11 protein-coding genes and 1 riboswitch are annotated in these 13,017 nt (G+C 63.4%); of the genes, 8 read left to right on the top strand and 3 right to left on the bottom strand.

Features of this window, described 5'->3' with window-relative positions:
- Positions 1-20 precede the first annotated feature (20 nt).
- Together BLR63_RS02700 and BLR63_RS02695 are read left to right on the top strand one after the other, a co-directional pair.
- Positions 21-1,067, top strand: coding sequence for an HlyD family secretion protein (locus BLR63_RS02700; protein ID WP_010568034.1), 1,047 nt, complete (start codon positions 21-23; stop codon positions 1,065-1,067).
- The gene (locus BLR63_RS02695) at positions 1,057-2,607 is read left to right on the top strand and encodes an MDR family MFS transporter (protein ID WP_010568035.1); all 1,551 of its coding nucleotides are present in this window, start codon (positions 1,057-1,059) and stop codon (positions 2,605-2,607) included. The genes BLR63_RS02700 and BLR63_RS02695 overlap by 11 nt, the downstream gene beginning before the upstream one ends.
- Positions 2,608-2,696: 89 nt before the next feature.
- Here BLR63_RS02695 and uvrB read toward each other — a convergent pair whose 3' ends face one another.
- Positions 2,697-4,712 (bottom strand): excinuclease ABC subunit UvrB, encoded by a 2,016-nt coding sequence (gene uvrB / locus BLR63_RS02690; RefSeq protein WP_010568036.1) that lies wholly within the window; start codon positions 4,710-4,712, stop codon positions 2,697-2,699.
- 345 nt (positions 4,713-5,057) lie between these two features.
- On the opposite strand from uvrB, the gene BLR63_RS02685 reads away from it, so the two are divergent.
- Together BLR63_RS02685 and BLR63_RS02680 are read left to right on the top strand one after the other, a co-directional pair.
- Positions 5,058-6,254, top strand: coding sequence for an amino acid aminotransferase (locus tag BLR63_RS02685; protein ID WP_010568037.1), 1,197 nt, complete (start codon positions 5,058-5,060; stop codon positions 6,252-6,254).
- A gap of 111 nt (positions 6,255-6,365) precedes the next feature.
- Positions 6,366-6,575: a hypothetical protein gene (locus BLR63_RS02680; protein ID WP_010568038.1), complete on the top strand. Its 210-nt coding sequence runs from the start codon at positions 6,366-6,368 to the stop codon at positions 6,573-6,575.
- 213 nt (positions 6,576-6,788) lie between these two features.
- Here BLR63_RS02680 and ptrR read toward each other — a convergent pair whose 3' ends face one another.
- Positions 6,789-7,682 carry a putrescine utilization regulator PtrR gene (ptrR, locus tag BLR63_RS02675; RefSeq protein WP_010567272.1) on the bottom strand — a complete coding sequence of 298 codons (894 nt, stop codon included), beginning with the start codon at positions 7,680-7,682 and terminating at the stop codon, positions 6,789-6,791.
- Positions 7,683-7,784: 102 nt separating this feature from the next.
- On the opposite strand from ptrR, the gene BLR63_RS02670 reads away from it, so the two are divergent.
- The 4 genes from BLR63_RS02670 (at position 7,785) to BLR63_RS02655 (ending at position 12,304) form a co-directional block, all read left to right on the top strand.
- Positions 7,785-9,176, top strand: a complete 1,392-nt coding sequence (locus BLR63_RS02670; RefSeq protein WP_010567271.1) for an aldehyde dehydrogenase family protein — start codon at positions 7,785-7,787, stop codon at positions 9,174-9,176.
- 42 nt (positions 9,177-9,218) lie between these two features.
- A riboswitch (cobalamin riboswitch) is annotated at positions 9,219-9,413 on the top strand.
- A 118-nt stretch (positions 9,414-9,531) separates the two neighbouring features.
- On the top strand, positions 9,532-10,542 hold the full coding sequence (locus BLR63_RS02665; protein WP_010567270.1) for an ABC transporter substrate-binding protein: 1,011 nt from the start codon (positions 9,532-9,534) through the stop codon (positions 10,540-10,542).
- The gene (locus tag BLR63_RS02660; protein WP_010567269.1) at positions 10,539-11,543 is read left to right on the top strand and encodes a FecCD family ABC transporter permease; all 1,005 of its coding nucleotides are present in this window, start codon (positions 10,539-10,541) and stop codon (positions 11,541-11,543) included. The genes BLR63_RS02665 and BLR63_RS02660 overlap by 4 nt, the downstream gene beginning before the upstream one ends.
- Positions 11,540-12,304: an ABC transporter ATP-binding protein gene (locus BLR63_RS02655; RefSeq protein ID WP_010567268.1), complete on the top strand. Its 765-nt coding sequence runs from the start codon at positions 11,540-11,542 to the stop codon at positions 12,302-12,304. Before BLR63_RS02660 ends, BLR63_RS02655 begins: the two co-directional genes overlap by 4 nt.
- A gap of 155 nt (positions 12,305-12,459) precedes the next feature.
- Here BLR63_RS02655 and tspO read toward each other — a convergent pair whose 3' ends face one another.
- Entirely contained in the window at positions 12,460-12,900 is a 441-nt protein-coding gene (tspO, locus tag BLR63_RS02650) for a tryptophan-rich sensory protein TspO (protein WP_010567267.1), read from the bottom strand.
- Positions 12,901-13,017: the final 117 nt, after the last annotated feature.

The raw sequence follows: 13,017 nt of genomic DNA, 5'->3' as shown, positions 1-13,017 counted from the left end.
TTGTTACAGACACCGCGCCCATGCCTGCCCCACTCAAACGCCGCCTGTTTATCTTTGTGTTTATCGTGAGCCTGATCGCCCTGGGGTTCTTCGCCCATTGGTTTTTCAAGGGCCGCTTCTATGAAAGCACTGACAACGCCTATGTGCAGGGCGAAATCACCCGCGTGTCCAGCCAGCTCGGCGCGCGCATCGCCGACGTGAAAGTGGGCGATAACGAGCACGTGCAAAAAGGCCAGTTGCTGGTGAAGCTCGAAGACGATGATTTCCACCTGGCCGTGGACCGCGCCAACGCCGCCCTGGCCATGCGCGAAGCCGAACGCACCCAGGCGCAGAGCAAGCTGACCCAGCAAGCCAGCCTGATCGCCGCCGGTGAAGCCAAGGTAGCGTCCAGCCAAGCCAGCCTGGGGCGCTCGCAGATCGACCTGTCCCGCGCACAGACCCTGCGCAAACCCGGCTACGTCTCGGAAGAACGGGTGACCACCCTCTCCGCCGACAACCACATCGCCCGCTCCCAAGTGAGCATGGCCCAGGCAGACCTCCAGGGGCAGCGCCAGCAGGTCAACGCCCTGAATGCCGAAATCAAGCGCCTCGACGCACTGATCGCCAATGCCAGAACCGACCTGGCCCAAGCCGAGCTGAACCTGACCCGCAGCGAAATCCACGCGCCCATCAGCGGCCTGGTCGGCCAGCGCGCCGCCCGCAACGGCCAGTACGTGCAGGCCGGCGCCTACCTGCTGTCGATCGTCCCCGACCAGGACATCTGGATCCAGGCCAACTTCAAGGAAACCCAGATCGGCCACATGCAGCCTGGGCAAAAAGCCGAGTTGACCTTCGACGCCTACAGCGACACGCCGATCGAGGCGCGGGTCGACAGCCTGTTCGCGGCCTCCGGTGCGCAGTTCAGCCTGTTGCCGCCGGACAATGCCACCGGCAACTTCACCAAGGTCGTACAGCGTATTCCGGTAAAGCTGACGTTTGCGGCGGATAACCCGTTGAAGGGCAAGATCCGCCCCGGCATGTCCGTCACCGTCAAAGTGAACATCAAAGACCAGCCTGATGGCCGGTGATCAACTGCTGCGCCCGGTCGGCGAACCGACCCGGCGCGACTGGATCGCGGTAATGAGCGTGATGCTCGGCGCCTTCATGGCGGTGCTCGACATCCAGATCACCAACTCATCGCTCAAGGATATCCAGGGTGCGCTGTCGGCCACCCTGGAAGAAGGCTCGTGGATTTCCACCTCCTACCTTGTGGCCGAAATCATCATGATCCCCCTCACCGCCTGGCTGGTGCAGTTGCTCTCGGCACGGCGCCTGGCGGTATGGGTGTCAGCGGGGTTCCTGATCGCCTCGCTGATGTGCTCCATGGCCTGGAGCCTGGAAAGCATGATTGTGTTCCGCGCCCTGCAAGGGTTTACCGGCGGCGCGCTGATCCCCCTGGCATTCACCCTTACCCTGATCAAGCTGCCCGAGCATCACCGCGCCAAAGGCATGGCGATGTTTGCCATGACCGCCACCTTCGCGCCGTCCATCGGCCCGACCATCGGCGGCTGGCTCACGGAAAACTGGGGTTGGGAATACATCTTCTATATCAACGTACCGCCCGGGCTGCTGATGATCGCCGGGCTGCTCTACGGCCTGGAAAAAAAGGCGCCACACTGGGAACTGCTGAAAAGCACCGACTACACCGGCATCGTCACCTTGGCCATCGGCTTAGGCTGCTTGCAGGTGTTTCTGGAAGAAGGCCACCGCAAGGACTGGCTCGAATCGAACCTGATCGTCAGCCTGGGCAGCGTCGCCCTGCTCAGCCTGATCACCTTTGTGATCGTGCAAGTGTCCAAACCCAACCCGCTGATCAACCTCGGCATCCTGGCCAATCGTAACTTTGGCCTGTCGAGCATCTCCAGTCTTGGCATGGGCGTGGGGTTGTATGGCTCGATCTATCTGTTGCCGCTGTACCTGGCGCAGATCCAGAACTACAACGCGCTGCAGATCGGCGAAGTGATCATGTGGATGGGCATTCCTCAGCTATTCCTGATCCCGCTGGTGCCGAAACTGATGAAATACGTGTCGCCCAAATGGCTATACGCCCTGGGATTTGGCCTGTTCGGCCTGGCGAGTTTTTCCTCGGGGGTGCTCAACCCGGATTTTGCCGGCAGCCAGTTCAACCAGATCCAGATCATCCGCGCCCTCGGGCAACCGCTGATCATGGTGACCATCTCGCTGATCGCCACCGCCTACATCCAGCCTCAGGACGCAGGGTCGGCGTCGAGCCTGTTCAATATCCTGCGCAACCTCGGCGGTGCCATCGGCATTGCGCTGCTGGCGACCTTGCTGGATGCGCGGACCAAGACCTACTTCGATTATTTACGTGAAGCGATCGTGCCGACCAACCCGCAGGTGGCGCAGCGCCTGGCGACCTTGACCGAAACGCTTGGCAACGAGACGGCGGCCCTGGGCAAGCTCAGTGAAATTGCCCACCAGCAGGCGCAGATCATGGCCTACAACGATGCGTTTCACTTTGTCGGGTTGGCACTGGGGGTAAGCATGATTGCGGTGTTGTTGACCAAGGCGTTGCCGGCGGGGCTCAAGGCGGGGGAGAGTCATTGAGACCGTGTCGCGTCTATCGGGAGCAAGCCCCCACCTTTGACTGCATTTCAAAGGTGGGAGGGGGCTTAGGCCAGCACAATCACTGCCGATCACACCGCCAACAGGCGCTCACGCAACTTGCCGATCTCATCGCGCGTCTGCGCCGCCGCCTCAAACTCCAGATCCCGCGCCAGTTGGTACATCTTCTCTTCCAACTGCCGAATCCGCTTGGTGATCTCACTCGGCGAGCGCAGTTCGTTTTCGTATTTGGCGCTTTCCTCGGCCGCCTTGGCCATGCCCTTGCGCTTCTTGCTGCGCGAGCCGGGCACGGTGGCGCCTTCCATGATGTCGGCGACGTCCTTGAACACACCTTTGGGCGTAATGCCATTTTCCAGGTTGAAGGCAATCTGCTTGTCGCGACGGCGCTGGGTCTCGCCGATCGCCCGCTCCATGGACCCGGTGATGCGGTCCGCGTAGAGAATCGCCCGACCGTTGAGGTTACGCGCCGCCCGGCCGATGGTCTGGATCAGCGAGCGCTCGGAGCGCAGGAACCCCTCCTTGTCCGCATCGAGGATCGCCACCAGCGAGACTTCCGGCATATCCAGGCCTTCGCGCAGCAGGTTGATCCCCACCAGCACATCGAACGTGCCCAGGCGCAAGTCGCGGATGATTTCCACCCGCTCCACGGTGTCGATATCCGAGTGCAGGTAGCGCACGCGCACGCCGTGGTCGGCCAGGTAGTCGGTCAAGTCTTCGGACATGCGTTTGGTCAGCGTGGTGACCAGCACGCGCTCGTCCAGGGCCACGCGCTTGCTGATTTCCGAGAGCAAATCGTCGACCTGGGTCAGCGCCGGGCGAATTTCGATTTCCGGGTCCACCAGGCCAGTGGGGCGCACCACTTGCTCGATCACGCGGCCGGCATGTTCGGCCTCGTAGTTGCCGGGCGTGGCCGACACGAAGATGGTCTGCGGGCTGATGCGCTCCCATTCGTCGAAGCGCATCGGCCGGTTGTCCAGCGCCGACGGCAGGCGGAAGCCATATTCCACCAGAGTTTCTTTACGCGAGCGGTCGCCCTTATACATGGCGCCCACTTGCGGCACGCTGACGTGGGATTCGTCGATCACCAGCAGCGCGTCGTCCGGCAGGTAGTCGTAGAGCGTCGGCGGCGCCGCGCCGGATTCGCGGCCCGAGAGGTAGCGCGAGTAGTTTTCGATGCCGTTGCAGTAGCCCAGTTCCAGGATCATCTCCAGGTCGAAACGGGTGCGCTGCTCCAGGCGCTGGGCTTCCACCAGCTTGTTGTTGGCGCGCAGGTATTCGAGGCGCTCGGCCAGTTCGACTTTGATGCCTTCGATGGCGCCCATCAGGGTTTCGCGCGGGGTCACGTAGTGGCTTTTCGGATAGAAGGTGAAGCGCGGCAGTTTGCGGATCACCTCGCCGGTCAATGGGTCGAAGGCCGACAGGCTCTCGACTTCATCGTCGAACAGTTCGATGCGGATCGCTTCCAGGTCGGATTCGGCCGGGTAGATGTCGATCACATCGCCGCGCACGCGGAAGGTGGCGCGGGCGAAGTCCATGTCGTTGCGGGTGTACTGCAGGCTCGTCAGGCGACGCAGCAGTTCGCGCTGGTCGAGTTTGTCGCCGCGGTCGACGTGCAGCACCATCTTCAAATAGGTTTCCGGGCTGCCCAGGCCATAGATACACGACACCGTGGTGACGATGATCGCGTCCTTGCGCTCCAGCAGCGCCTTGGTCGCCGACAGGCGCATCTGCTCGATATGGTCGTTGATCGACGCATCCTTCTCGATAAAGGTATCGGAGGACGGCACATAGGCTTCGGGCTGGTAGTAGTCGTAGTAGGAAACGAAGTACTCCACCGCGTTATTCGGGAAGAACGCCTTGAACTCACCGTACAACTGCGCGGCCAGGGTCTTGTTCGGCGCCAGCACCAGGGTCGGACGGTTGATCTGCGCGATCACGTTGGCGATGCTGAACGTCTTGCCCGAACCGGTCACCCCGAGCAGGGTCTGGTGCGACAAGCCCGCCTCGATGCCTTCGACCATCTGGCGGATCGCTTCGGGCTGATCGCCGGCGGGTTCAAAGCGGGTGACGAGCTGGAAATCCGACATAACGTACCTCTTTCAAGTCACCCCCGGCTGACAACCGCCAAGGACGAAAAAAGCTCAGCGACCCGCGAATTTTCATCGCAGGTTGCAGGAAAAAAACATGATAGCTGTAGAAGTGGTGGTGAATGTGACGGGTTTCAAGGCAATCGTCCTACCTGCCTTCTACGATCAGGGTTGCAATATGACTAACGGTCGGCAAATAAACCGAAAAACTTGGCCGAAAAGCCGTTTCGGTTGTCGCCCTCCGCCGTGAGGGCCTCTATACTAGCTCCCCGTTTGTGCACCGCTCTAGTGCATTCGGCTGGAGCGCGACACGTCCCTCCTTTCCCCCAAAGAGCTGCCGCAAAAATGAGCCTGTTCTCCGCTGTCGAAATGGCACCACGCGATCCAATCCTGGGCCTCAACGAAGCATTCAACGCCGATACACGAACCACCAAGGTCAACCTTGGCGTGGGCGTTTACTGCAACGAGGAGGGGAAGATTCCACTCTTGCGTGCCGTTGCCGAAGCGGAAGCCATTCGCGTGGCGCAACACGCCGCCCGTGGCTACCTGCCGATCGACGGTATCGTCGCCTATGACCAGGCGGTGCAGAAACTGTTGTTCGGCGCGGAATCGCCCCTGCTGAGCGCCGGCCGCGTGATCACCGCGCAAGCCGTCGGCGGCACCGGCGCGCTGAAAATCGGCGCGGACTTCCTCAAGCAACTGCTGCCCAACGCCGTCGTCGCCATCAGCGACCCAAGCTGGGAAAACCACCAGGCACTGTTCGAAAAAGCCGGCTTCCCGGTGCAGACCTACCGCTACTACGACGCCGCCACCCACGACGTCAACCGCGCCGGTCTGCTCGAAGACCTCAACGCCCTGCCGCCACAGTCCATCGTGGTGCTGCACGCCTGCTGCCATAACCCGACCGGCGTCGACCTGAGCCCGGCCGACTGGCAAAACGTGCTGGAAGTGGTCAAGGCGAAAAACCTGGTGCCGTTCCTCGACATGGCCTACCAGGGCTTTGGCGACGGCATCCACGAAGACGCGGCGGCCGTGCGCCTGTTCGCGGAATCGGGCCTGACGTTCTTTGTCTCGAGCTCGTTCTCCAAGTCGTTCTCGCTGTATGGCGAACGGGTGGGTGCGCTGTCGATCGTCAGCGAATCCAAGGAAGAAAGCGCGCGCATCCTGTCCCAGGTCAAGCGTGTGATCCGCACCAACTACTCCAACCCGCCGACCCATGGCGCGGCGATCGTGGCAGCGGTCCTCAACAACCCTGAGCTGCGCGCCCAATGGGAAGCCGAACTGGCTGAGATGCGTCTGCGCATCCGTGGCATGCGCGAGCAGATGGTCGCTGAACTGGCCAAGGCTGCGCCGGGCCATGACTTCAGCTTTGTCGGTCGCCAACGTGGGATGTTCTCCTACTCCGGCCTGACCATTGAGCAAGTCACCCGCTTGCGCACCGAGTTCGGCATCTACGCCCTCGACACCGGCCGCATCTGCGTGGCGGCGTTGAACCAGTCGAACATTGGTGCGGTAACAAAGGCGATCGTTCAGGTTCTATAAACCTGGCGGCGCGGTACGAAGGGAAGCCACGGCTTCCCTTTTTAATGCCTGTCGGAAAACGCCCTGCTCCCCTAGACTGAGCACCGATTGCCCTTTTGCTGTGAGAGCCCTATGAGAAACGACGACCTGAACCTTCACGCCGATCCCGACGACCAGGAGCACTTCACCCCGCGCGCGCCGCAAGCCAAACGCCAGAAAAGCCTGGTGCTGCAAGTGGCGCTGGGGGTGTTTATCGGCGGGCTGGCATTGTGGTTGGTGCAACTGGGCGCGACGGCCCTCATGGCGAAACTGGCCATGGGCACCCTCCAATTCGGCGGCTAACCCTACCCCCCGTAGGAGCGAGCTTGCTCGCGAAAATCGCCAGAACACCGCGTTTATCCCGGATGCCCGCGTGATCGTTAACGACCTTCGCGAGCAAGCTCGCTCCTACAAAAGCCGCCCCTGACCGGCGGCTAACCCCGCCCACCCGTAGGAGCGAGCTTGCTCGCGAAAATCGCCAGAACACCGCGTTTATCTCGGATGCCCGCGTCATCGTTAACGACCTTCGCGAGCAAGCTCGCTCCTGCAGAGGCCGTGTTCTTCCAGCAGGGTTACGAAGCTGTTGAGGCTCTGTGACACTGTGCCCCGCCGCCAGATCAACCAGGTGTGCAGGATGCGGAAACTGTCCATCAGCGGCCACACGCTCACCGCCGCAAACCCCGGCATGCTTTCCAGCATGCTGCGTGGCATCAGCGCCAGGCCGGCGCCGGCGCTGACACACGCCAACATACCGTGGTAAGACTCGATCTCGAAGATCTTGCCCGGCACCGCGCCGTCCTGTGCGAACCAGCGTTCGAAGTGATGCCGGTACGAGCAGTTCGAACGGAATGTATAAATGTTCTGCCCATTCACATCCTGCCCTCGTGTGATCGGCGCGTGATGCAACGGCGCAATCACCACCATCTCTTCCTCGAACACCGCCACGCCCTCCAGGGTCGCGTGCAACACCGGCCCGTCGACGAATGCCGCCGCCAGGCGCCCTGACAACACGCCTTCGATCATCGTCCCGGACGGTCCGGTGCTCAGGTCCAACTCGACCTTGGTGTGTTTCTGATTGTATGCCGCCAGCAGCGCGGGGATGCGCACCGCCGCCGTACTCTCCAGCGAACCGAGGGCAAAGGCGCCCTGGGGCTCTTCCCCCGCCACCGTGGCGCGGGCTTCCTGCACCAGGTCGAGGATGCGTCGCGCATAGCCGAGGAAATTCCACCCGGCCGGCGACAGGCGCAGGCGGCTTCTCTCGCGGATAAACAGCTCCACACCCAAGTCCTGCTCCAGTTGCTTGATGCGCGTGGTCAGGTTCGACGGCACGCGATGAATCAGCTGCGCGGCGGCGCTGATGCTGCCTTGCTCGGCAACGGCCTTGAAGATTTCCAGCTGCACCAGATCCAAATCATTCTCCAATCGTGAACGTATTGCTCAATATTATTCAGTTTCCAGAAAACATGCAGCCCCGTAGGCTGACTCCATCCCCCCATTCAGCCGGACGGTGCCATGAACGCGATCACCCACCAGACCCACGCCCTGTCGATCAACCCCGCCAATGGCGAAACGGTCGGCAGCTACCCTTACGAAACCGCCGCCCAACTGAACGCCGCCCTCGACCGCGCCACCGTCGCCTTCCGCACCTGGCGCCGCCAGCCGGTGAGCCAGCGCGCCGAATTACTGCTGGCCCTGGCCGGCGCCTTGCGCGATCAAGCCGAAGCGATGGCGCAGATGATCACTCTGGAAATGGGCAAACCCATCGCCCAGGCCCGTGCCGAAATCGAGAAATGCGCACAACTGAGCGAATGGTACGCCGCCCACGGCCCGGCCATGCTCGCCCCGGAACCGACCCTGGTGGACAACGGCAGCGCACAGATCGAATACCGCCCACTGGGCCCGATCCTCGCCGTGATGCCGTGGAACTTCCCGGTGTGGCAAGTGCTGCGCGGCGCCGTGCCGACCCTGCTCGCCGGCAACACCTACGTGCTCAAACACGCGCCAAACGTGATGGGCAGCGCCTACCTGATGAAAGCCGCGTTTCAAAAAGCCGGTTTCCCTGAAGGCCTGTTCGAAGTCATCAACGTGACCACCGACGGCGTGTCCAGCGCCATCGCCGACCCACGCATCGCTGCCGTCACCCTCACCGGCAGCGTGCGCGCCGGCATGGCCATCGGCTCCCAGGCCGGTGCCGCGCTGAAAAAATGCGTGCTGGAACTGGGCGGCTCCGACCCGTTCATCGTGCTCAACGACGCCGACCTCGACGCCGCCGTGCAAGCCGCCGTCATCGGGCGCTTCCAGAACAGCGGCCAAGTCTGCGCCGCCGCCAAGCGCCTGATCATCGAGGAAGGCGTGGTGCAAGCCTTTACCGCCAAATTCGTCGAAGCCAGCCGCGCCCTGGTGATGGGTGAGCCGACTTCGACCGACACCTACGTCGGCCCGATGGCGCGCTTCGACCTGCGCGACGAACTGCACGGCCAGGTCCAGGCCACCCTGGCAGAAGGCGCGACCCTGCTGCTGGGCGGCGACAAAGTGCCCGGCGCCGGTAACTACTATGCGCCCACCGTACTGGCAGACGTCACCGACCAGATGACCTCGTTCAGACAGGAGCTGTTCGGCCCCGTGGCCTCGATCATCACCGCCCGCGATGCCGACCACGCCGTGGCCCTGGCCAACGACAGCGAGTTCGGCCTCACCGCGAGCATCTTCACCAGCGACCCGGCCAAGGCAGGCGAAATTGCCAACCAGCTGGAAACCGGCGGGATCTTCGTCAATGCCTTCAGCGTGTCCGACCCTCGGGTGGCGTTCGGTGGCGTGAAGAAGAGCGGGTTCGGCCGCGAGTTGTCGCACTTTGGCGTGCGCGAATTCTGCAATGCGCAGACGGTGTGGCTCAACCGCAAGTAAACAAGGGGCAGGCGCGAGCACGCTCGCGCCCTGCAACCGCATCGACTACCATACCGCGCCGGTTCCCAAACGGGACTAATAGGGAATCCGAAGCGCGGTGTCCCCGCGTCAATCGGAACTGCCCCCGCAACTGTAGATGCCGAGCCTGCTCCTCGATGCCACTGGACCTTGTCCGGGAAGGTTGGAGCGTGGCGACGACGCATCAGTCAGGAGACCTGCCGGCCCAGCAACATCACTGACCGGCGGGGTGTCCGGGAAGGACATCCTTGCCTGCCTGACCGGCAGCGTTCAAGCGTGGATTTCCGAACCGTACCCCCCCTGTTTTTTCCAGTACGGTCCACACGGAGATTGCCCCATGCTGCTACGCACCACCGCCCTGCTCGCCGGCCTGGGCTTCTGTGCCTTGGCCCAGGCGACCTCCACCCACTACCCGCTGACCCTCGAAAACTGCGGCAGCACCCTGACCTTCCAGCAGGCACCCGCACGCAGTGTGACCATCGGCCAGGCCGCCACCGAAATGCTCTATGCCTTGGGCGTGGGCGATACCGTGGTTGGCACCTCGCTGTGGTTCAACAACGTGTTGCCGTCGTTCAAGGTCCAGAACGACAAGATCCCGCGCCTGGCCGACAACGAGCCCAGCTTCGAAGCCGTCATCGCCAAGCGCCCGCAACTGGTGGCCGCCGAGCTGGAATGGGTGGTCGGCCCGCAAGGCGTGGTCGGTACCCGCGAGCAATTTCATGAGTTGAAAATCCCCACCTACCTGCTGCCCTCCGACTGCGAAGCCAAGGACAACCGGGTGGGCGCCGACGGCACGCGGCTGGCGCCGTTTCGCGTCGAGACGATCTATAAGGGCATCAGCCAGTTGGCCGAGATTTTCGACGTGCCGGATCGCGGCCGACAACTCAACGCCGAACTCCAGGCGCGCCTGGCCCGGTCCGTGGCCACCGCGCAGAGCAAGGGCCTCAAGCAAGCCAGCGCGCTGGTGTGGTTCTCCAGCGCCGAGATGGCCAGCGACCCGTACGTGGCCGGCCACAAGGGTGTCCCCGAATTCATGCTCGAGACCCTGGGCCTGCACAACGTGGTGCAGTCCGATGAAGAGTGGCCCGCCGTCGGCTGGGAAACCCTCGCCAAAGCCAACCCGACGTTCCTGGTGATCGCGCGCATGGACCGCCGTCGCTACCCGGCCGACGACCACGAACAGAAACTCGCCTTCCTGCGCAGCGACCCGGTGACCCGCAACATGGACGCGGTCAAACACAACCGCATCATCATCCTCGACGCCATGGCCCTGCAGGCCAGCGTGCGCACCTTCGATGGCCTGGAACAACTGGCGCACGCCATCGACGGCTACGACCTGCCGAAATGACACGCACCCTCCTCGCCCTCGCGCTGCTGCTGATCGCCCTCCTCGCCGGCGTAGCCATCGGCGAAACCGCCATCGCGCCAAAGGTGGTGTTGCAGGTGCTCGCCAACAAACTGTGGCACGCCGGCTACGTGCTCGATCCCATCGACGAAGGCGTGGTGTGGAACTACCGCCTCACCCGCGCCCTGGTCGCCGCCGCCTGCGGTGCCGGGCTGGCCACCTGCGGGGTGGTCTTGCAGTCGTTGCTGCGTAATCCGCTGGCCGATCCCTACCTGCTGGGCATCAGCGCCGGCGCCTCGACCGGTGCGGTGCTGGTGGTGTTGATGGGCGTGGGCGGCGGTTTGGTGTCGTTGTCGGCGGGCGCCTTCGTCGGCGCGATGGCCGCGTTTGCGCTGGTGATCCTGCTGGCGCGGGCCAGCGGCGCGTCCGGCGGCACCGGGCAGATCATCCTCGCGGGCATCGCCGGTTCGCAGCTGTTCAACGCGCTGACTGCGTTCCTGATCACCAAGTCGGCCAGCTCCGAACAGGCGCGCGGCATTCTGTTCTGGCTGCTGGGCAACCTCAGCGGCGTGCGCTGGCCGTCGGTGTGGCTGGCGGTGCCGGTGGCGATCGTGGGGCTGGCGGTGTGCCTGTGGCATCGACGGGCGCTGGATGCGTTCACCTTTGGCCGCGACTCGGCGGCGTCCCTGGGCATTCCGGTGCGCCGCGTGCAACTGGTGTTGGTGGCCTGCGCGGCATTGGTCACGGCGGTAATGGTGTCGATTGTCGGCGCCATCGGCTTTGTCGGCCTGGTGATCCCCCATGCCGCGCGCCTGCTGCTGGGCACAGGACACTCGCGCTTGTTGCCGGCGAGTGCGTTGGGCGGTGCGTTGTTTTTGATCGCGGCGGATGTGCTGTCGCGCACCGTGATCAAGGGCCAGGTGATTCCGGTCGGGGTGGTGACGGCATTGGTCGGCGCGCCGGTGTTTGCGCTGATCCTGATCGGCCGGAGGAATGCGCGATGACGGTGCTCAGTTGCACCGGGCTGGGCTTCAAGGTGCGCGAGGCCGAGTTGCTGCGCGATATTCACCTGGAGGTTCGCTCCGGTGAAACCCTAGGGATCGTCGGTCCGAACGGCTCAGGCAAATCCACCCTGCTCAAACTGCTCGCCGGCTTGCGCGCACCGACCAGCGGCGAAGTGCGCCTGGGCGGCGAGCGGCTGGGCGATCTATCCCGACGCGCCATCGCGCAACAACTGGCGGTGGTGGAACAACAGGCCGACACCGACGATGCCATCCGCGTCTTCGATGCCGTGGCGCTGGGGCGCACGCCGTGGCTGTCGGCGCTGAGCCCCTGGTCACGCGACGACGACGCCATCGTGCACCAAGCCCTGCACGACGTGGACGCCACCCACCTGAGCCAACGCGCCTGGCGCAACCTCTCCGGCGGCGAACGCCAACGCGTGCACATCGCCCGCGCCCTGGCGCAACGGCCGCAGATCCTGCTGTTGGATGAGCCGACCAACCACCTGGACATCCAGCATCAACTGACGATCCTCAAGGGCGTGCAGGACTTGCCGGTGACCACCCTGATTGCCCTGCACGATCTCAACCAGGCGCTGACCTGTGACCGCTTGGCCGTGCTGGATCGCGGACGCTTGGTGGCACTGGGCAAGCCGCTGGAGGTGCTGACGCCACAACGTTTGCACGAAACGTTCGGCGTGCAGGCGCACTACCTGACCGACCCATTCGACGGTGCACAAATCCTGCGCCTGCGCCCGATTTAAAAATGACTGCCACACACCGCCCCCGTAGGAGCGAGCTTGCTCGCGAAAATCGCAAGCACACCGCGCTCATCCAGAATGCCCGCGTTATCGTCCACCCTCTTCGCGAGCAAGCTCGCGCCTACAGCGGCCGTGTTCTTTAAGCCGTGTTACAACCTTCAGCGGTTGTTACGCCAGATCGAAAAATTCAACGCAGCCGCCACGCACAGCCACGCCAGGTATGGGAACAGGATCAAGCCGGTGATCAGGTCCAAGCGCACGGCCAACGCCACCATCGCCGCCACGGTGATCCACAGCAGCACGATGATCACCATCCCGGCGAGCAACTGGTGCGCGCCGAAGAACACCGGGGTCCACAGCGTGTTCAAGGCGATTTGCGCGGCCCACAGCGCTAGCACCGTTTGGCTGCCGGGGATCAGGCTCAAGCGATAGCCGGCCCAGGCCAGCAGCAGGTAGATGAGCGTCCAGGCCAGCGGGAACGCCCAGTTGGGCGGGGTGAAGCTGGGCTTGACCAGAGCGGCGTACCAAGCGCCGGGCTTGAAGATCACGCCGGTGCTGGCGGCGGCCGCGCAGGCCAGGAGGAAAATAAAGAAGGTCATCGTGCATCCTTGGCTGAGGGTCAGCGGTGTGGAATGGAAAAGCGTTGTTGCGTGTCTCTTTCACTGACTCGAACCGGCGCACAAAAATTCAATCGCCCGTGGCCATTCGCGCAAGCA

This window comes from Pseudomonas extremaustralis, from assembly GCF_900102035.1.
GTDB classification, from domain to species: domain Bacteria; phylum Pseudomonadota; class Gammaproteobacteria; order Pseudomonadales; family Pseudomonadaceae; genus Aquipseudomonas; species Aquipseudomonas extremaustralis.
This window is presented reverse-complemented; position numbering and strand designations above follow the sequence as displayed.

Coding starts and splice junctions, on each gene's coding strand:
- BLR63_RS02695 (WP_010568035.1), top strand. CDS start 1,057: ATGGCCGGTGATCAACTGCTGCGCCCGGTCGGCGAACCGACCCGGCGC.
- BLR63_RS02680 (WP_010568038.1), top strand. CDS start 6,366: ATGAGAAACGACGACCTGAACCTTCACGCCGATCCCGACGACCAGGAG.
- BLR63_RS02655 (WP_010567268.1), top strand. CDS start 11,540: ATGACGGTGCTCAGTTGCACCGGGCTGGGCTTCAAGGTGCGCGAGGCC.
- tspO (WP_010567267.1), bottom strand. CDS start 12,900: ATGACCTTCTTTATTTTCCTCCTGGCCTGCGCGGCCGCCGCCAGCACC.
- BLR63_RS02685 (WP_010568037.1), top strand. CDS start 5,058: ATGAGCCTGTTCTCCGCTGTCGAAATGGCACCACGCGATCCAATCCTG.
- BLR63_RS02670 (WP_010567271.1), top strand. CDS start 7,785: ATGAACGCGATCACCCACCAGACCCACGCCCTGTCGATCAACCCCGCC.
- BLR63_RS02665 (WP_010567270.1), top strand. CDS start 9,532: ATGCTGCTACGCACCACCGCCCTGCTCGCCGGCCTGGGCTTCTGTGCC.
- uvrB (WP_010568036.1), bottom strand. CDS start 4,712: ATGTCGGATTTCCAGCTCGTCACCCGCTTTGAACCCGCCGGCGATCAG.
- BLR63_RS02660 (WP_010567269.1), top strand. CDS start 10,539: ATGACACGCACCCTCCTCGCCCTCGCGCTGCTGCTGATCGCCCTCCTC.
- BLR63_RS02700 (WP_010568034.1), top strand. CDS start 21: ATGCCTGCCCCACTCAAACGCCGCCTGTTTATCTTTGTGTTTATCGTG.